The sequence below is a fragment of the Ruminiclostridium sufflavum DSM 19573 genome (assembly GCF_003208175.1).
Lineage (GTDB): Bacteria > Bacillota > Clostridia > Acetivibrionales > DSM-1351 > Ruminiclostridium > Ruminiclostridium sufflavum.
Map to the genome: position 1 here is coordinate 70948 of NZ_QKMR01000005.1, position 19760 is coordinate 90707.

Annotated in this window: 16 protein-coding genes; 13 read left to right on the top strand and 3 right to left on the bottom strand. The window is 38.7% G+C overall.

Annotated features, from left to right (window positions below):
* Window positions 1–263: 263 nt before the first annotated feature.
* On the top strand, window positions 264–1142 hold the full coding sequence (locus tag LY28_RS05450; RefSeq protein ID WP_110461178.1) for a DUF4097 family beta strand repeat-containing protein: 879 nt from the start codon (window positions 264–266) through the stop codon (window positions 1140–1142).
* A 183-nt stretch (window positions 1143–1325) separates the two neighbouring features.
* Here LY28_RS05450 and LY28_RS05455 read toward each other — a convergent pair whose 3' ends face one another.
* Window positions 1326–1934: a hypothetical protein gene (locus LY28_RS05455; RefSeq protein WP_110461179.1), complete on the bottom strand. Its 609-nt coding sequence runs from the start codon at window positions 1932–1934 to the stop codon at window positions 1326–1328.
* 371 nt (window positions 1935–2305) lie between these two features.
* On the opposite strand from LY28_RS05455, the gene LY28_RS05460 reads away from it, so the two are divergent.
* From LY28_RS05460 to LY28_RS05475, 4 genes are all read left to right on the top strand, one after another.
* A complete protein-coding gene (locus LY28_RS05460; protein ID WP_110461180.1) occupies window positions 2306–4291 on the top strand; it encodes a DNA gyrase/topoisomerase IV subunit B in 1986 nt (661 codons plus the stop codon).
* Between the two features lie 57 nt (window positions 4292–4348).
* Window positions 4349–6541, top strand: coding sequence for a DNA gyrase/topoisomerase IV subunit A (locus tag LY28_RS05465; protein ID WP_110461181.1), 2193 nt, complete (start codon window positions 4349–4351; stop codon window positions 6539–6541).
* A gap of 175 nt (window positions 6542–6716) precedes the next feature.
* Window positions 6717–7238: a peptidylprolyl isomerase gene (locus LY28_RS05470; protein ID WP_110461182.1), complete on the top strand. Its 522-nt coding sequence runs from the start codon at window positions 6717–6719 to the stop codon at window positions 7236–7238.
* A gap of 359 nt (window positions 7239–7597) precedes the next feature.
* Complete coding sequence (locus tag LY28_RS05475; RefSeq protein WP_110461183.1) at window positions 7598–8560, top strand: hypothetical protein; 963 nt, start codon at window positions 7598–7600, stop codon at window positions 8558–8560.
* 103 nt (window positions 8561–8663) lie between these two features.
* Here the strand turns inward: LY28_RS05475 and LY28_RS05480 are convergent, their stop codons facing one another.
* The gene (locus LY28_RS05480; protein WP_110461184.1) at window positions 8664–10085 is read right to left on the bottom strand and encodes an NAD(P)/FAD-dependent oxidoreductase; all 1422 of its coding nucleotides are present in this window, start codon (window positions 10083–10085) and stop codon (window positions 8664–8666) included.
* Between the two features lie 546 nt (window positions 10086–10631).
* Here LY28_RS05480 and LY28_RS05485 point away from each other — a divergent pair.
* The 8 genes from LY28_RS05485 to LY28_RS05520 all read left to right on the top strand — a co-directional run bounded on the left by LY28_RS05485 (window position 10632) and on the right by LY28_RS05520 (window position 18533).
* Window positions 10632–11132, top strand: a complete 501-nt coding sequence (locus LY28_RS05485; RefSeq protein WP_110461185.1) for a QueT transporter family protein — start codon at window positions 10632–10634, stop codon at window positions 11130–11132.
* 125 nt (window positions 11133–11257) lie between these two features.
* Complete coding sequence (locus LY28_RS19070; protein ID WP_165835503.1) at window positions 11258–11434, top strand: hypothetical protein; 177 nt, start codon at window positions 11258–11260, stop codon at window positions 11432–11434.
* Window positions 11435–11572: 138 nt separating this feature from the next.
* Window positions 11573–12583, top strand: a complete 1011-nt coding sequence (gene trpS, locus LY28_RS05495; RefSeq protein WP_110461187.1) for a tryptophan--tRNA ligase — start codon at window positions 11573–11575, stop codon at window positions 12581–12583.
* A gap of 113 nt (window positions 12584–12696) precedes the next feature.
* Complete coding sequence (locus LY28_RS05500; RefSeq protein ID WP_110461188.1) at window positions 12697–13263, top strand: manganese efflux pump MntP; 567 nt, start codon at window positions 12697–12699, stop codon at window positions 13261–13263.
* 176 nt (window positions 13264–13439) lie between these two features.
* Window positions 13440–15419 carry an excinuclease ABC subunit UvrB gene (uvrB, locus tag LY28_RS05505; protein ID WP_110461189.1) on the top strand — a complete coding sequence of 660 codons (1980 nt, stop codon included), beginning with the start codon at window positions 13440–13442 and terminating at the stop codon, window positions 15417–15419.
* Window positions 15420–15459: 40 nt separating this feature from the next.
* Window positions 15460–15813, top strand: coding sequence for a CidA/LrgA family protein (locus LY28_RS05510; protein WP_110461190.1), 354 nt, complete (start codon window positions 15460–15462; stop codon window positions 15811–15813).
* Between the two features lie 151 nt (window positions 15814–15964).
* On the top strand, window positions 15965–16660 hold the full coding sequence (locus LY28_RS05515) for an LrgB family protein (protein WP_110461297.1): 696 nt from the start codon (window positions 15965–15967) through the stop codon (window positions 16658–16660).
* Between the two features lie 142 nt (window positions 16661–16802).
* Window positions 16803–18533, top strand: coding sequence for a phospho-sugar mutase (locus tag LY28_RS05520; protein WP_110461191.1), 1731 nt, complete (start codon window positions 16803–16805; stop codon window positions 18531–18533).
* A gap of 144 nt (window positions 18534–18677) precedes the next feature.
* Here the strand turns inward: LY28_RS05520 and LY28_RS05525 are convergent, their stop codons facing one another.
* On the bottom strand, window positions 18678–19493 hold the full coding sequence (locus LY28_RS05525) for a metallophosphoesterase (protein ID WP_110461192.1): 816 nt from the start codon (window positions 19491–19493) through the stop codon (window positions 18678–18680).
* Between the last annotated feature and the right edge of the window lie 267 nt (window positions 19494–19760).

Consider the following 19760-nt stretch of genomic DNA (forward strand, 5'->3'; position numbering starts at 1 on the left):
CAGTAATTAATCTTGATGTGTATTTCCCCAAATTAATATTCTATTTTTAAGACATTTTTTATAAAAGCACGTATAAAATAGTGGAAAGCAGTAATTTCAGGAGATATTTCCCTGTATAAGACAGTGAAGTATATACGGCGAAAAATGATGACGGTTTGTCTTAAATCAGCTTTGCCTTGAAGTATAGCCAAGTTTGCACAGGCCTTAGAAAAATATTTATCAATCCGATAAGGGACAATAAAAATAAAACAGGGGTGAGATTTTTGAAAAGAAAATATTTGTCAGGTATCTCAATAACATTAATTTTTGCAATGCTGCTTCTTGTTTCCGGCTGCGGTGTGAGAATTAATGGAAAGGAATATGAATTCTTTTCAGCGAGTGAAAAGGATGAAGCAAGTGTTCTTGACGGAATAGCCGAGGAAGCTTCTGATGGCTTTACATCCTCTGTCGACAGGCAGGATGCCGGCAAGGTAGCTGTGTCTGCCAGCTCGGGAAATATTAAGATTAAGAGATCGGATACCTCCCAATTAAAGATTGAGGCAAATAAGAGAGTCAAGGGAGCATCGCGGAAGGATAAGGATGCTGTCTTGAAAAATATGGATATTACAGTTGAAAGGAATGGCAAAACTATAGAAATAGTTGTAAAAACCAAGAATAGGAGTGATTTTTGGGATTGGCTCAAGGACAACTATAAAGCATTTCAGGTTTCAATAGATTTTGAGATATTGCTGCCTGACGGCATAAATACAATTGAAGTGGATACGGGAGCCGGTAATATAGATATTAATGATATTTCGGCTGAGCTTTTAATAAGCTCCGGTGCCGGAAACATTGACATCCGGAATGTGAATGCATCGGGTCAGTCTGAGCTTGAAGTGGGAGCCGGGAATATCAGCTTTGACGGAAATGTGAATGATATAAAATCCTTTGAGGCTTCGTCAGGAGCAGGAAATATAGATTTTAAGGTTCCCGGAAGTACGAGGATGTCTCTTGAGGCAAATACCGGTGTCGGTATCTTATCCGGTGCCTTTATAAAGGAAAACAGCGATGATAAATTCAGCTTTGATGAGGATATAAATGGCGGAGGCCCGAAGGTAGAGCTTAGCAGCGGTGTGGGTAATGTCTCGGCGGATAAAAAATAACGGGTAAGAGCTATGGGGACAGGATAAGGCTGAAACCGCTTAAGGAAAATGCTCCTTTTGCGCTATGGCATGAAATCTATAGTATGGAAACAGGAAATATTGCTCATAGATTTTATGCTAAAAGATTTATTGCAAAGGGAGCATTTTATTGAACAAACTCAATTCAAGGTTAAAACAAACTATTTATAGCAAGGCTTTGACAGCTTTCCACAATATTTCGCATAATTCAATACCTTCGCTGTTTTCGGCATAGGTATCTTCAATTATAAAATTATCCTTTGAAATTTCAAAAGATTCATCATCAACAGCAACAGAAAGAGAGAAGTTACATTGACCGAAATTTTTCCTTGCCAGAATATCTATCATCTGTCCGATATCAAGAAGCGGCAGGCATTCCTGTTTGGTGTAGGAATCAGGCCTTTGAAATTCAAAACTAAAATCTTCATCAAAAGAGAATTCTTCTTCAATATTTTCGTCAGTATCGTTATTTTCATCTTTTTCATTTTCATCAGCTGTTTCAGAAGCAAGGACTTCTGAAGCCTCCTCCTCACTGATTATCTTTACTTTCTCGTCAGGCAGGAATTTCAAGTCATAAAGAAGCAAACCACCGTTTTTGGATATTGTAATTCCTCCGATGACATAAGTTATCAGACCGTATTTTTCCTCTGCAGCATCTACGCAAACTGTTGCTACGGCTACATCGTATAAATTCGGAAGCCATAAATCACAAAGATTCTGCTTTTGCTCGGGATTTAATTCATCTAGTTGCTTTTGAGTTATCCTTAATTTCATATAGCTGTTTCCCCCATTATTGTTTTGTGGCTGAGCCTCAGGTAAGATATCAACAGGTTCAAAAAGAGCTCGGCTGTATAAATATTATATTATATATTCCACATCTTGTCATTTGATTTTGCCAAAAGCAATTATGGTTCAAGCCTTTGAAAGGAGAAAATCGAGACGATAAAATCGTTTGTTTAGCCCATAGTAATTGATTTGCACCCTTTGAGGTTCAGGGAAATTATACTAAGGTTTTAGTTGAATTTCCAGAGTATATTATTAAATTGAGTTAGTTATGTTATATAATAAAAATGAAAACACTTGAAAAGAACACTAGTTTGATAATATAATGTTGTTTAAACGGAATAATTTTTGGAGGGGCAATAATGACAAAAGGTACTGGAAAGACTGAGTATGGAAATGAAAGCATTTCGTCGTTAAAAGGAGCAGATAGAGTCAGGCTGCGTCCGGGAGTGATTTTTGGCTCGGATGGACTTGACGGCTGCCAGCATTCTTTCTTCGAAATTTTGTCAAACTCAATTGATGAGGCAAGAGAGGGACATGGAAATGTTATAGAGGTTACCAGATTTGCCGATCATTCAATTATGGTTCAGGACTGGGGAAGAGGTATTCCTCTGGATTATAATGCCAATGAAGAGAGATATAACTGGGAATTGGTATATTGTGAGCTTTATGCGGGAGGAAAGTATAAAAACAACTCGGGAGAAAATTATGAATACAGCCTGGGTTTGAACGGGCTGGGTGCATGTGCTACCCAGTACAGCTCGGAATACTTTGATGTTACTGTATTTCGTGACGGCTATAAATATGAACTGCATTTTGAAAAGGGACAAAATGCCGGTGAGCTGAAAAAAGAGAAATGCAAATATGCTCAGACTTCTACTATACAAAAGTGGAAACCGGACTTGGAAGTATTTACTGACATAAATATACCGCTTGAATATTTTCAGACAGTTCTGAAAAAGCAGGCTGTTGTCAATGCAGGATTAAGGTTTGTATTCAAGGATGAGGAATCGGGAGAATCCTTTATATACAGCTATGAAAACGGTATTGTTGATTATATAAAAGAGCTTTCACAGGAGGACGGCTTCACAGAGGTACAGTTTTATGAGAATGCGACAAAAGGCAGGGACAGGGAGGACAAGCCTGAATACAAGGTTAAAATGCAGATAGCCTTTTGCTTCAACAACAAAACAAATCTTCTGGAATATTACCATAATTCAAGCTTTCTCGAATACGGCGGCGCTCCGGACAAGGCTGTAAAGAATGCAATGATATATGCAATTGACAAATGCATTAAGGAAAGAGGCCGGTATAATAAAGACGAGGCAAAGCTGATTTTTGCAGATATTGAAGACAGCCTTATTTTGGTGGTCAATTCATTTTCAACTGTAACAAGCTATGAAAACCAGACTAAAAAATCAATTACAAATAAATTTATACAAGAAGCAATGACAACCTTCTTAAAAGAGCAGCTTGAGATTTATTTTATTGAAAACAAGGTTGAAAGCGACAAGATAATAGAACAGGTGCTGGTCAATAAGAGAAGCCGTGAGACGGCTGAAAAAACAAGAATTAATATTAAGAAAAAGCTCAGCGGCAACATTGATATATCAAACAGAGTCAAAAAATTTGTTGACTGCAGGACAAAGGACATTTCAAGAAGAGAGATATATATCGTTGAAGGAGATTCCGCCCTGGGTTCCTGCAAGCTTGGGCGTGATGCCGAATTTCAGGCAATTATGCCTGTGAGGGGCAAAATACTCAATTGCCTGAAGGCAGATTATGACGGGATATTCAAAAGTGAAATTATCACCGACCTGTTGAAGGTGCTTGGCTGCGGAGTCGAGATAAAATCAAAGCATAACAAGGATTTAAACACCTTTGATATGGACAGCCTCCGATGGAACAAAATAATCATATGTACAGATGCGGATGTGGACGGATTCCAGATAAGAACCCTTATTCTGACCATGATATATAGAATTGTTCCGACATTGCTGAGGGAAGGAAAAGTATTTATTGCAGAATCACCCTTGTTTGAAATCACCTGCAAAGGGAAATCCTATTTTGCATATTCCGAAAAAGAGAAGGCGGATATTTTGGCAAGGCTGGAAGGAAATAAATATGCAATTCAGCGTTCAAAAGGTCTTGGAGAAAATGAACCGGATATGATGTGGCTTACAACCATGAATCCTGAGACCAGAAGACTGATTAAGGTAATGCCTTCGGATGTGGAAGAAGCCACAAGGCACATGTTTGATGTGCTGCTGGGTGATAATCTGCCGGGAAGGAAGCAGTTTATCGAGGAAAACGGAAACAAGTATCTGGATATGATTGATGTAAGCTGATGATTAAGCTTTAGACCGGTAATTTCCGGTAAACTGGAAATAGAAAAGAGGATAAGCATGACTTCCAAGAAAATTATTGTTGAAGAACAAAATATAGTAGAAACTCTTGAAACCAATTATATGCCTTATGCCATGAGTGTTATAGTTTCAAGAGCAATCCCCGAAATTGACGGCTTCAAGCCTTCCCACAGAAAGCTTCTTTACACAATGTATAAAATGTCACTTCTGACAGGAGCAAGAACAAAATCCTCAAATATTGTGGGGCAAACCATGAAGCTGAATCCTCATGGCGATATGGCCATATATGAAACTATGGTACGGCTGACGAGAGGAAATGATGCCCTTCTTCATCCTTTTATTGATTCAAAAGGAAATTTCGGAAAGCAGTTTTCAAGAGATATGAAGTTTGCGGCGCCGCGTTATACAGAGGCCAAGCTTGACAAGCTCTGCGAGGAAATATTCAAGGACATAGACAAGGACCCCGTGGACTTTGCGGATAATTATGACAGTACCATAAAGGAGCCGGTTCTGCTGCCGACTACATATCCAAATATATTGGTAAATGCAAATCAGGGAATAGCCGTTGGAATGGCAAGTAATATATGCAGCTTTAATCTGAAGGAAATTTGTGAAACGACTTCGGCTCTGATTGACAATGAAAATATCAGCATCAGGGATTACTTAAAGGCACCGGATTTTTCATCGGGAGGACAATTAATATATTCGGAAAAGGATATAGGGGATATATATGATAATGGAAAAGGCAGTATTAAGGTTCGTGCGAAGTACAATTATGATAAGGCAAACAACTGTATCGAAATAATAGAAATACCGTATTCAACAACAATTGAGGCAATAATGGACCAGATTATCGATTTGGTTAAAAGCGGCAAGATAAAGGAAATCACTGATGTAAGAGATGAAACAGACCTGGGCGGATTAAAGCTGACAGTTGATATTAAAAAAAGTGCCGACCCCGATGCCCTGATGAACAAGCTTTATAAGTTTACTGCCTTGCAGGACAGCTTCAATTGCAATTTTAATATACTGATAGACGGAAGACCGCGGGTTATGGGTGTAAAAACCATTCTGAATGAATGGCTGAAATTCAGGATGGAATGTATAAAGCGTCAGACTTTTTTTGATATAGGAAAGAAGAAGGACAGGCTTCATCTACTGATGGGCCTCAAGAAAATATTACTTGATATAGATAAGGCAATTATTATAATCCGTGGAACAGAGCAGGAAACAATGGTTGTGCCAAACCTGATGGAAGGTTTCGGAATAGATCAGGTTCAGTCGGAATTCATTGCGGAAATAAAGCTTAGAAATCTGAATAAGGAATATATCTTAAACAAGGTAAGCGAAACTGAGAGTTTAATTAAAGAAATAGCTGATTTAGAGGATATCTACAAGAGTGAAGCAAGGATAAAAAAAATAATTCAGAAGCAGCTGAAGGAGATTGTAAAAAAATACGGACGGCAAAGGCGTACGGAAATAATCAGCGAAGAGCAGGTGGAAGAGATAACTACCGAGCACCTTATTGAGGATTACAACTTGAAGCTGTTTCTTACAGAGCATAATTACCTCAAAAAAATTACACTTGTTTCTCTCAGGTCAGGCTCCGAGCAGAAGCTGAAGGATGACGATGCAATAATTCAGGAAATAGAAACTCATAACAAATCGGAGCTTATGCTGTTTTCTAACCAGTTTAGTGTGTATAAAATGAAAATATATGATATACCGGACTGCAAAGCCAGCAGTTTAGGGGAATATATTACAAACCTGCTGGGGCTGGAAAACGATGAAAAGATAATTTATATTACAGCTACGGATAATTATGAAGGCCATATGCTCTTTTTCTATGAGAACGGGAAAGGAGCTAAGATTGAAATGTCGAGCTATGCTACAAAGACAAACAGAAAGAAGCTGGCAAATGCATATTACAGCAAAGTTCCTTTGGTAAGAATGCTATATATAAATGAAGATGTGGATTTAGCCGCGCAAAGCAATATTAAAAAGGTACTGGTGTTCAATACTGAGGAAATCAGTCCTAAAACCACCAGAGCTTCACAGGGAGTACAGGTTCTCACCTCCAAAAAGGGAAGCAGGCTGTTAAGCATACAGACACTGGAAGAAAGAAGGCTTTCTGATCCTGATTATTACAGGACAAAGAATATACCTGCCATCGGCTGCTATTTAAAGGAGGAGGATAAGGGAGATGTGCAGCTAAGCTTGAAGCTGGAATAAAATCAGTTATAGAAGGATGAGGTATGTGTTAAGAATAGCATGAAAAATAGTAGGGGAAATAAAGCTTAAAGCTTGACATATCGGCTTAAAGCTTTAAAATATAATAGACATTGTTAGTATTCAGGCTCAGAAGCTGAGCTAATGAACTACGGCACAAGAAAAGGGGACAAATATTATGAACAAGAATCCAATAGTAACAATTGAGATGGAAAGCGGAAGTATCATGAAAGCTGAGCTTTACCCGGAAATAGCACCGAATACGGTGAATAATTTTATTTCACTTATAAACAAGGGCTTTTATGACGGAGTTATTTTCCACAGAGTTATACCGGGCTTTATGATTCAGGGGGGAGACCCGGACGGGTCAGGTATGGGCGGACCGGACTACAGCATCAAGGGTGAATTTTCCACAAACGGCGTCAAAAATGATTTGAAGCATGACAAGGGTGTTTTATCTATGGCGAGGACGATGGCTCCGAACTCAGCCGGTTCGCAATTTTTTGTAATGGTTGCAAAGGCTCCGCATCTTGACGGTCAATATGCCGCATTTGGAAAAATAATCGAAGGAATAGAAGAGGCAGACAGGATAGTCAGTGTAAAAAGAGACTATAATGATAAGCCGAAAGAGAACCAAGTTATGAAAAAGGTTACGGTTGATACCTTTGGCATTGAGTATCCCGAACCGGAAAAGGCCTGAAACACAGATGAAAAACACCTTGCAGGACAGCAGATATTTTTGAGGCTGTTTGTTGCGGCAGGGTGTTTTTTAGCTTGGATTTAAATAATAAATAATTAATATGTCCATAAAAACGCGAAATAAAATTAATAAAATTTATAATTCGACTTATTGCAACAAATAACTTACTGTGTTATCATATCATCATATTAGCTTAAATTTCCACCTGAATAAGTATTATACAAGACAAAAATATTTTATTTAAGAAAGTTCCGGATTATTTATAATTAATTTTCCGACTGTTATTATATTTTAATTTTTTAAAACTATATTTTATACAGGTTATGGAAATTCAGGCAAAATCAAAAGGAGGAAAATTGATGCGTATTAAAATGATGTTAAAAACATTAGCGGTAGCTATGATTCTTACCTGTTTGTCTGCATTTCCGGTAAGTGCGGCACATGAAGAAACTGTCAGTTTCGGAGACGATGCTTATCAAATCGTTGTTCCGGGATTTATCGAGGGAAGAGATGTTACTATTGACGGTGAGACAGTGCATGCCATTGTTGTTGAAAAGCCAGAGAAGAAGAGCAACGGAAGATATGATTTTTTTGAGGTGGTAACAACTGATCCTGATGTTTTTATGATTACCTCAACTATTTCAACAATGTATGATCCGATAGGTGATTTAATGTTAGACATAGAGGATGGCCACGTAACCTTTAGTCCCAGCTTCTATGAGGATTTTGATGAAGCTGCAAAAGAACCTCTGTATTTTGGCTTCTCCTTACGTGACATAGATTTCAATGTAATATATGATTTCCCGATATGGTTTGTATTTGAAGACGGAGATGCTTCTTCCGGGACGCCTGAAGTAACTCCTGCACCTGAGCCTGTTCAGGTTAAGGAGGTAGTTGCAAAGGCTGCGACACCAAAGGTTATTGTGGACGGAAAGCAGGTTGCCTTTTATACATACAATATTGACGGTTACAACTATTTCAAGCTGAGGGACTTAGCTATGGCGATCAACGGTTCGGACAAGCAATTTGAAGTGTCCTGGGATAGCGAAAATAAGACTATTAATCTTTTGACAGGTGAAGCATATACATCTGACGGCAAGGAGCTTGCTCCTGTATCAGGGCCTGCTTCTGTTAAAGGAGTTACCAACCAGTCCAAAATATATCTGGACGGAGAGGAAATAGCTCTTGAAGCCTATAATATAAATGGAAATAACTACTTCAAGCTTAAGGACTTGGCTTCAGTAATTGATTTTGAACTTTTATGGGACGGAGTTAATAAGCAAATAATTATTGATTCTGCTTCCAGTTATACAGAGCAGTAAGCAATAACAAGGAGGATTCCAAGGCTGTGGGCGTTACCCCTCAGTCGTGGAATCCTATTTGTTTTTTGTATATTTTTTCATTTAATGCTTACAGGCTGGGCAGTCAATTACTGTTGGTTTCAGCGGCGGAAGCTGACTTTATTCTGTCAGATATGGTTCTTGCTGCAAGAACACCGCTTGCGCTCGCCTGAGAAAGACCTCTGGTTATTCCGGCACCGTCTCCGATGGCAAACATATTTGGAAGCCGGGTTTCAAGCTCATTTGTAAGCTCAAGCCTTGAACTGTAGAATTTCACTTCAACTCCGTATAAAAGTGTATCATAGTTTGCCGTACCGGGGGCTATTTTATCCAATGCATAAATCATCTCGATAATATTGTCCAGATGCCGCTTGGTTAAAACAAGGCTTAAATCTCCGGGAGTCGCATTCAGTGTTGGATGTGTGAAGCTCTGACTCAGCCTGTGCGGATTGGTTCTGGCACCTTTTATAAGATCACCGAATCTTTGCACAAGTACACCTCCCCCAAGCATATTAGACAGGGAGGCTATCCTTTTACCGTATTGATACGGCTCATTAAAGGGCTGAGTGAACCGGTTGCTTACAAGAAGCGCAAAGTTGGTATTCTCACTTCTGAGCTGTGGGTCAGTGTAGCTGTGCCCGTTAACAGTAACTATATCGTCAACATTTTCAGAAACGACATGTCCGTAAGGATTCATACAAAAGGTGCGTACAAGATCACCATATTGCTTTGTCCTGTATATCAGCTTTGATTCGTAAACAACATCGGTTATATGTTCAAATACCTTGGCAGGAAGCTCAACCCGGACACCGATATCAACCTGATTGTTTATCAAGTCAAGCTTCAGCTGACGGCATTGCGTTGAAAACCATTCCGCACCTGATCTTCCGGGAGCAACAATCAGATATTTGCATTTGATGATTTCTCCATTGTACAAACTTAATTCATAGCCTTCCTTTGAAGGGTTAATGGTCAGAACCTGAGTATTGCATTTGATTTCAAGCAGCTTTGCAAGGTAGTTATACATACTTTTGAGTATTTCGAGATTGTTTTCTGTTCCCAGATGCTTTACGGATGCCTGCAGCAAGTGAAGGTCGTTTTCAAGAGCTTTTTTCTCTATTATTTTAGCAGCATCGGTATATGTGGAGTATTTTTCTTTTGTTGCACCAAATTCAACATTCACACTGTCAACATAGTTAATCAGCCTCATAACCTCGGAATCATCCAGATAATCATTCAGCCAGCCTCCAAATTCGGTTGTAAAATTGAATTTTCCATCGGAAAATGCACCGGCGCCTCCGAAGCCCCGCATTATATCACAGCTTTTGCAACGTATGCAATCTTTGATTTTATTTGCAACAATGGGACAATTTCTGCTAAATATATTGTTTCCCTGCTCAAGCATCAATACTTTCAGCTGAGGGTTCAGCTTTGTTAATTCATAACCGGCAAATATACCGGAAATACCACTGCCTATTATTGCAGCATCGTAATTTGATATTGTCATAAGTAACCTCCGTAAGCCGTGCAGCGGCAATTAGTATAAAAATTGTTCTGAAAATACGTCATGCAGCACAATTTATTTTCAAGCTTTTCAAAGCTAATTATATCTGAAAAAAAGAAAAAAGTAACTAGTTGACTTAAAAAACCAAGGGCATGCCAAACTGAATAATTTGCTCTAAGAACGACAGGGTATCCAGCTTATGTGAATATATGGGATTATAGACATAAAGTACGATTTATATTCATAAAGTATGCTGTCTTCAGACGAATAATGTGTCCGGACAGTTTTGTAAGGCATTGATTCAGTTTTGATTGTAATATATAATATATAAATAACAGTTATATAATTTATAACTATATTTTACTTCTTTCAAGCTAAGACAGTTCGTGACCATCCTGTCTGTAAATAAAACTATGGCGGCACTGCCTGCTTACTGCAGGGCAGTATTTTTGTTAATATTGTTTTGCTGCAATGTCCATTGTTTAAAAGGAGGAAGAGATCATATCCGGTTATTGCAACGGGTTTAAAAATAAAGGAATGGATATAATTATGAATAATAAAAAAGTAAGGCTGCTCACAACTTCATCAATGATAGCAGCAGTATATTTAGTGCTGACCTTGATTTTTTATCTTACAAGCTTTTTTCCGTATCAGATTAGATTCGCCGAGGCGCTTACAGTGCTTCCATACTTCACTCCGATGGCAATCCCGGGACTGTTTGTAGGATGTCTGGTTTCAAATATACTGGGAGGCAATGGGATTTGGGATATAGCTATAGGAAGCATATCAACACTTGCAGCCTCCTATCTGACGTATAAGGTATCTTTTAACAGACCCAAAAGAAAGCTGCTGGCTCCTCTGCCTCCTGTAATTATAAATGCTGTGGCTGTGGGGGCCATGTTAAGTGTTCTTTATGAGCTGCCTGTGTTTATGACAATGCTTTCGGTGGGCGGCGGCCAAGTAGTCGCCTGCTACTTGCTTGGGTATCCTTTGATGCTTCTGATTGAAAGAAATAAGAAATTAAAGGCACTTTTTGATAAAATCAATTAGATGTAAAGGCAGCAGGTGAAATTACATTTAGTGCAGTGCAGAAAGAAGCTTGCATTGTGCTGTAGAGGGGAGAATCCATGCCGAGCGCTTTCCGAAACTTATTGAGAAGCAGGCATGGTATAATTATGAATGTAAATAAAATAATGAGTTTTGGAAGTATGTTTTTTACTATTGTACTGATTGCCTTTGGAATGTTAAAATATTCTTCGGGACAGACAAGAGCGGGTGCTTTTTATTTGATAGGCGGATTGGGTTTTTTTATTGTTTTTCTGTCCTACAAAAGGAAAGAAAAAAACCGCTAAAAAATTCAAAATGCCTTGTTATTAATAATATAATAGTGATAAAATCAATGATATGAGATTTTCAGTGTATCAGTTGCTGGAAATTTTACAGTTATGTGTATTTTATTCAAACAAATTTCAGGTTAAGGATGTGTTTTAATGGAGCAGACAGAAAAGAAAAAGAGGATTTTCAGCGGTGTTCAGCCATCAGGGAATCTTACCATAGGTAATTATTTAGGAGCTATAAAAAACTGGATACCAATGCAGGAGGAATTTGAGTGCCTTTACTGTGTAGTTGATTTACATACACTTACTGTCAGGCAGAAGCCGGCTGAGCTGAGGCAGAGAAGCTTAAATTTACTGGCTCTTTATATGGCTTGCGGACTGGATCCTCAGAAATGTACATTGTTTATTCAGTCGCATGTCAGTGCACATGCAGAGCTGGCTTGGGTATTGAGCTGCTACACATATATGGGGGAATTAAACAGAATGACCCAGTTTAAGGATAAGTCGCAGAAACACAGTGATAATATAAATGCGGGCTTGTATACCTATCCTGTCCTTATGGCAGCTGATATTCTGCTGTATCAGGCAGACCTTGTACCAATAGGTCAGGATCAGAAGCAGCATCTTGAGATAACGAGAGACATTGCCTCAAGGTTTAACGGTATTTACGGTGATACCTTTGTTATTCCGGATGCATATATTCCCAAGATAGGTGCGAAAATTATGAGCTTGCAGGAGCCTGAAAAGAAGATGTCAAAGTCAGATGAAAATGAAAATGCGTATGTATTTATTCTGGATACTGAGGATGCCATTATGCGCAAATTCAAGAGAGCGGTTACCGATTCGGAGCGTGAAATCCGTTATGATGAGGTAAATAAGCCCGGAGTAAGTAACCTGATCAGTATTTATTCTGCAACAACAAATAAGGGCTTCAGCGATATTGAAAAGGAATTTGAGGGGAGAACATACGGTGATTTGAAGGAAGCTGTCGGTCAGTCGGTTGTAGAAACCTTGAAGCCTATTCAGCAAAAATATAATGAGTTCTCTTCAAATAAGGATTATTTGAATTCAATCCTTAAGGAGAATTCCGACAAGGCTGCTTATATGGCCAGAAAAACTCTTTCAAAGGTTTACAGGAAAATAGGGCTTGTACCGAGGGGATAAAAAGAATATAAGGTGGGAACTCATTTCATGTGTCGTGGAATAGTTCCCAGTTTTTTTGCACGAAGCATTACCGAGGTTATAAATTTGTGCTCAAGTAGGGCGTGGAGGTTAGTATGGGAATCTGGGAACTAATACTTTTGGCAGCGGGGCTTTCAATGGATGCGGCGGCAGTATCTATTTCCAACTCTTTATGTATAAGAAGAGTTGGTATAAAGAATGTATTGCAGATGGCATTGATGTTTGCATTATTTCAGGGAATAATGCCATTGATTGGATATTTTGCTGCAAATGCTTTTTCTGATATAATTAATCAGTTTGACCACTGGATAGCCTTTGTTTTATTAGCTATTATTGGGGGAAGGATGCTGCATGAGGCATCAGCGAAAGAGGATAAAAAGGATTGTGAACTGTTTTCAATGACATTTAAGCTTTTGTTTATTCAGGCTATTGCAACTAGTATAGATGCTCTTGCTGTTGGTGTAAGCCTGTCCGCTCTTAATGTAAATATTTATTATTCAATAAGTATTATAAGCATAGTTACTTTTGTAAGCTGTACTGTCGCAGTTGTGATTGCAAAGCGGTTTGGTACTTTATTAGGGAAAAGAGCCGGCATTGTGGGAGGAATAATATTAATTGCCATAGGCCTTAAAATATTTATTGAACATATGTTTTTTCAGTAACAGGACTAAAATGGCATTATTTAATTATATAACATAAGCTTTATTATTCCAAACACATGTTTGATTTTGTTTGGCTATATGCTATAATTGAATACAATACTATTGGAGGAAAAGCCCATAGCTTGGGATTTAATTATACTAACAGGATTTTATTGTGAATTGCGAATGAGGTAGTTATGAACAAATTTGAAATTATATCAGAGTACAGTCCAAAGGGTGATCAGCCGGAGGCAATTGAAAAGCTGAGCAAGGGAATATCTGATGGTGTAAAGCATCAGACACTGCTCGGAGTAACAGGTTCGGGCAAGACCTATACGATGGCGAAGGTAATTGAAAAGGTACAGAAGCCAACACTTATTATGGCTCATAATAAGACGCTTGCCGCACAGCTTTGCAGTGAATTCAGAGATTTTTTCCCTAACAATATTGTTGAATATTTTGTAAGCTATTATGACTATTACCAGCCGGAGGCATATATTGCGGCTACAGACACCTATATTGAAAAGGATTCCTCTATCAATGAAGAAATAGACAAGCTGCGGCACTCTGCAACTGCGGCACTGTTTGAGAGAAGAGATGTCATTATTGTTGCAAGTGTTTCCTGTATATACGGCTTGGGAGATCCTGAGGATTATACAGACCTGATGATGTCTCTCAGAGTGGGTATGCACAAGGATAGGGATGAGGTACTCAGAAAGCTTATAGAAATACAGTATGAGAGAAATGAAATTGATTTCAGAAGAGGCAGGTTCAGGGCCAGAGGAGATGTTGTCGAGATTTTTCCCGCCAACAGTTCAGAAATGGTGCTTAGAGTTGAATTTTTCGGAGATGAAATTGACAGAATTACCGAGGTTGATTATCTGACCGGGGAGGTTAAGGGAACGAGGTCACACATTGCTGTTTTCCCTGCGTCACACTATGCAACGACAAAGTTGAAGATGGACAAGGCCATAGTTACGATAGAAGAAGAACTGGATGAACAAATTGAACGTTTTAAAATGGAAGGAAAGCTGCTTGAAGCGCAGCGAATAGAGCAAAGAACCAGATATGATCTGGAAATGATGACTGAATTAGGCTTTTGCCAAGGCATAGAAAATTATTCCAGGCATATCAGCGGAAGAGAGACCGGAAGCCCTCCTTTTACACTTATGGATTATTTCCCTGATGATTTTCTGCTTTTTATAGATGAATCACATGTTACCGTTTCTCAGGTAGGAGCTATGTATAACGGTGACCGTTCCAGAAAGGAATCACTTGTTAATTACGGGTTCAGACTGCCATCTGCATTTGATAACAGACCTCTTAAGTTCAATGAGTGGGAAAATAAGATTAATCAGGTTGTATATGTCAGTGCAACGCCTGCCGCTTATGAAAAGGAACATTCGGCTCAGGTTGTTGAACAGATTATCAGGCCTACGGGGCTGATAGATCCTGAGGTTATTGTCCGGCCCGTAAAAGGCCAGATAGATGATTTGATAGGTGAAATCAATGCCAGAGCAGAAAAGAATCAAAGAGTGCTTGTTACTACACTTACAAAGAAAATGGCTGAGGATCTGACTGACTATATGAAAGGGCTTGACATACGTGTCAAATATATGCATTCAGATGTTGCCACCTTTGAAAGAATGGAAATAATAAGAGACTTGCGTCTTGGTGAATTTGATGTTCTGGTAGGAATAAACCTTCTGAGAGAAGGCCTTGACTTGCCCGAGGTCACCCTTGTGGCAATACTTGATGCGGATAAGGAAGGTTTTCTGCGTTCAGAAACATCGCTTATTCAAACAATAGGAAGAGCAGCCAGAAATTCCGAGGGCAAGGTTATAATGTATGCCGACAGTATAACCGGTTCAATGCACAGAGCTATAAGCGAGACTAACAGAAGACGTCAGATACAGATGGATTTTAACAGGGAGCACGGCATTGTGCCTACTACTGTCAGGAAAACTGTGCGTGATCTTATTGAAGCGACAAGGGCAGCAGAGAAGGAGGAGACTTATTCTGCAGGTGATAAAACTGAAATGATATCCTATGAACAGCTGGAAAAAGTAATTTTTAAGCTGGAGAAAGAAATGAGGCAGGCTGCAGGTGATTTGCAGTTTGAAAAGGCTGCAGCACTGAGAGATAAAATTGCAGGGCTGAAAGAAAGGCTTAAATAAGGCAGAAGCGCATGCTGTTGTGCTTTGAGGAGATAATGCAATGAAATTACTTAGACAATTTTTAATAGTATTGATAATATGCTTTTTGGGAGAGGTTTTAAACAAGGTGGTGCACATACCGCTTCCCGGCAGCATAATCGGAATGCTGCTGCTTTTTGTCTGCTTGCTGCTTGGAATAATTAAGCTGGAAATGATTGAAGAAATAAGCAGGTTCTTGCTGGATCATCTGGCGTTCTTTTTTATTCCGGCAGGGGTCGGGTTAATAGCATATGCGGGGATTCTAAAGAGAAATTTAATTCCCATACTGGTTATATGCTTTGCAACCACCTTCCTTGTAATGATTGTAACCGGCTGGACTGTCCAGATAATTAAAAGGAGACTGAAAAGACGATAGTATATGTAGCGAAGGCTTGAGCCTCAATAGATTTTTAGCACAAATTATTGTTAACAATATTATAAGTATTGAAGCATATTTATTATTGAAATGGGGGGAATGTTCCTGCCGTATTCATTGTTGTTTATACTGAATGGGCATGGATATGCATATGAAGGATATAGTTGCTGCTCCGATTTTTGCACTGCTTATTTCCATACTTGCTTATGAAATAGGTATATTTATTAATAAAAAAACCAAAATAGCCTTTTTTAACCCGCTTATGATAGCTATTGCATTGGTAATAGGTGTTTTGCTTCTGCTGGACATCCCTCTTGAGGATTACAAGAGCGGGGGGGATTTTATTTCATTGTTTTTGACGCCTGCCACAGTTATATTGGCTGTGCCGCTCTACAGGAATATTAATTCTCTGAAAAAGGACTATATTGCCATACTTGGAGGAGTTGCTGCAGGATGCGTTACTGCTGTTTTCAGCATTTGGGGTCTGGCGAAGGTTTTCGGGCTCCCGAAGGATTTACTTGCCTCACTTATTCCAAAGTCAATTACTACACCGCTGGGGATAGAGCTTTCTAACCAAATTGGAGGTATTCCCTCTGTAACGGTTGCCGCTATTATAATTACGGGAATTGTTGGAGCAGTTTTTGCACAATGGATTTTAAGGGTGTGCGGGATAACCGATAAGACTGCAAAGGGCATTGCCATAGGGACTTCGGCACATGCGCTTGGGACTACAAAGGCAGTTGAGCTGGGGGAGACCGAGGGCGCTATGAGCGGCTTGGCTATAGGGCTTGCGGGGCTTGTCACAGTTATAGCGGCAACCATATTATCCGGAATTGGTATGTTTTAAATGGTTAAATCTGCATTAAAAGGTTATAATTTTTGGGAATTGTGTATTAATATTATATATATTGCATAATTGAAATTGTAAATTTTTATGATATACTATTAGTCGAATGTTCAAATGAATTTTAGGAGGATGCTGATAAATTATGGATAGCATGTCAAAATTGAACTTTTGGTTGGAAAATGAATATTTTGATCAAGACACAAAGGATGAGCTTTTATCAATAAAAGACAATGAAAAAGAAGTAGAAGACAGATTCTACAAAAGTCTTGAGTTTGGGACCGGAGGGCTCAGAGGTATAATCGGTGCCGGTACAAACAGAATTAATATATATACTGTAAGAGTTGCATCACAAGGTCTTGCAAACTATATAAATAAACTCGGAAAACAGGATAGCGGTATTGTTATAGCATATGACTCAAGATTTATGTCTCCCGAGTTTTCTCTGGAAGCAGCAAAGGTTTTTTGCGCCAACGGGATTAAGGCGTATCTTTTTGATGAATTGAGGCCCACTCCGCAGCTTTCCTTTGCAGTAAGATATTTGAAAGCGGCAGCAGGCATAGTTGTGACTGCCAGCCATAATCCGAAGCAATATAACGGATACAAGGTGTACGGCGGGGACGGGGGACAGTTATCAATAGACGGTTCAAATGCGGTTATTTCTGAAATTAACTCAATAGCCGATATAACAAAGGTTAACACAATTTCAAAGGAAGAAGCGATAGAAAAGGGCCTGCTTGAAATTATCGGAAGCAAGATAGATGATGCATATATTGCGATGCTGAAAACATTGTGCATAAACAAGGATGCAGCTTCAAGGGTAGGAGACGGCTTCAAAATTGTTTACACACCGTTACACGGAGCAGGAAATAAGCCTGTCAGAAGAATTCTATCGGAAAACGGCTTCAAAAACGTATTGGTTGTAAAGGAACAGGAGCTGCCGGACTCACAGTTCTCAACCGTTAAGTCACCTAATCCGGAAGAAAGATCTGCATTTGAATTAGCTATAAGGCTTGCATCCGAGAACAATGTTGACTTAATAATAGGTACTGACCCTGACAGTGACAGAGTTGGTGTTGTGGTAAGAAAAAATGACGGAGAATACGCTACATTAACGGGAAATCATACAGGCTGCCTGCTGCTTGAATATATGCTTTCCGCAATGCAGGAGACAGGAAAGCTTCCTGATAACGGTTTTGTTGTTAAAACAATAGTTACCACCGAGCTATCCAGGACTATTGCGAAATATTACAATGTTGAGCTTGTTGAAGTTCTCACAGGCTTTAAATTTATAGGGGAGCAAATAATGCTTCGGGATGAAAGAGGCAGCCAGAAGTATCTGTTTGGTTTTGAGGAAAGCTACGGCTATCTGGCAGGCACTGATGTAAGAGACAAGGATGCGGTTGTAGCCTCAATGCTTATAGCTGAAATGGCGGCATATTACAAGGCTAAGGGAATTACGCTGTATGAAGCCCTGATAAACCTATTTGAGAAGTACGGATACTACATAGAAGGGGTTAATTCATTTACTCTGGAGGGTAAAGACGGTGTAATGAAAATCAAAGCTGCAATGTCTGCTATGCGTCAAGTGAAATATCAGAAAATCGGAGCTTTAAATGTAAAGGCTATAAGAGATTACAAGAAATCAGAAAGATACATTATTGCTGATGGGTCTGCGGAGAAAATCATATTACCGGAATCTGATGTTTTATACTATGAGATGGTGGACGGCTCATGGTTCTGTATCAGACCTTCGGGTACAGAACCGAAAATCAAGATATACTATGGTGTGTCCGACAAAACCCTTGAGCTGTCACAAGCAAGGCTGGACACATTAAGGAGCAGCGTTTTAGAGGTTATAAAGCCATTACTGTAAAGGAATAATGGTTTCCCGTGCAGGTATATTATTAAAAATCAATTAATATCGGCTGAAAAGGCTATTGGAATTGTTTTAATGCTATCAGCCGGTATTAATTTACTTCCCGTTAAGCAGACTTTTTTTAGGGAAAGCCTGTACGCTCTATGGAAGCTGGATTACTGCAATTTCCGGTTTAGAAAGAAAGCGGAACGGAAAGACTACATTTCCCAATCCTTTATTTAAATACATATTTATGCCGTTTATTTTGTGGCTGCCCTTTCTGTATCCCATTTTACAAAGCTTTTCATTTCTCATTATTTTAAACTCAAGGCCAAATGGCATCCATATCTGACCGCCGTGAAAATGTCCGCAGAGAAAGTAGTCTGACTTTTCTTCGGGAAGATTAAACAGCATGTCGGGATTATGTGAAAATACAACATTTATGCAGTTATTACCCAAGGATGGCTTAATCCCGCTGAATGCTTTTCCGACATCAGGCTTTCCTTGCTTTAAGTCATCAATCCCGATAATATTATAGGTTGTATTATTTTTTATTATGCTGATATTGGAATTAAGCAGAACCTCTGCTCCTGTTTTTTGTATTATATTGATAAAGGAGGCTGTCTTTTTATTATCATGATTTAAGGCTTTATGGTCATGATTTCCGAGAGAAATATAAACAGGACAAATAGCTGTTATTTCCCTCAGCAATGTAATAAACCTTGTGATATCCTTTGGTTTTTCGATATAATCACCGCTCATAATTATTATATCAGGATTGGCTTCTTTTAAGGCTGTTCTGATTCTTTCTGCCGAAATATAAAGCTTATTTACATGTAAGTCAGATATGTGTGCTATTTTAAGGCCTTTATGGCTTGTGCTGTAGCTGACTGTGCTTTTACTCAGCAAGGAAGCCTCTATTCTCATATATAAAAGCAATAGCAAAATTGAAATGATAAGAATAATTGTATAAGTCATAAAAACACTCCTCATAATAAAAAACAAAAAAATGGTAAGAATAGTAATATACTATATGTTTGTTTTTTGCATCAGCCGTGTGATTTGCTTGCATTGTCACTAGATTAGTATATATAAAAATATTATCTTTGTAAAATAGCAAAAAAAGTTTGAATATAGTAAAAATATGTTGCCACTACTTGGAATAATAAGTATAATTATGATGATAAATGTATTTTTTAATCATTATATATTTGTTGAGATATTTTAGCATATAAATTATTGTCA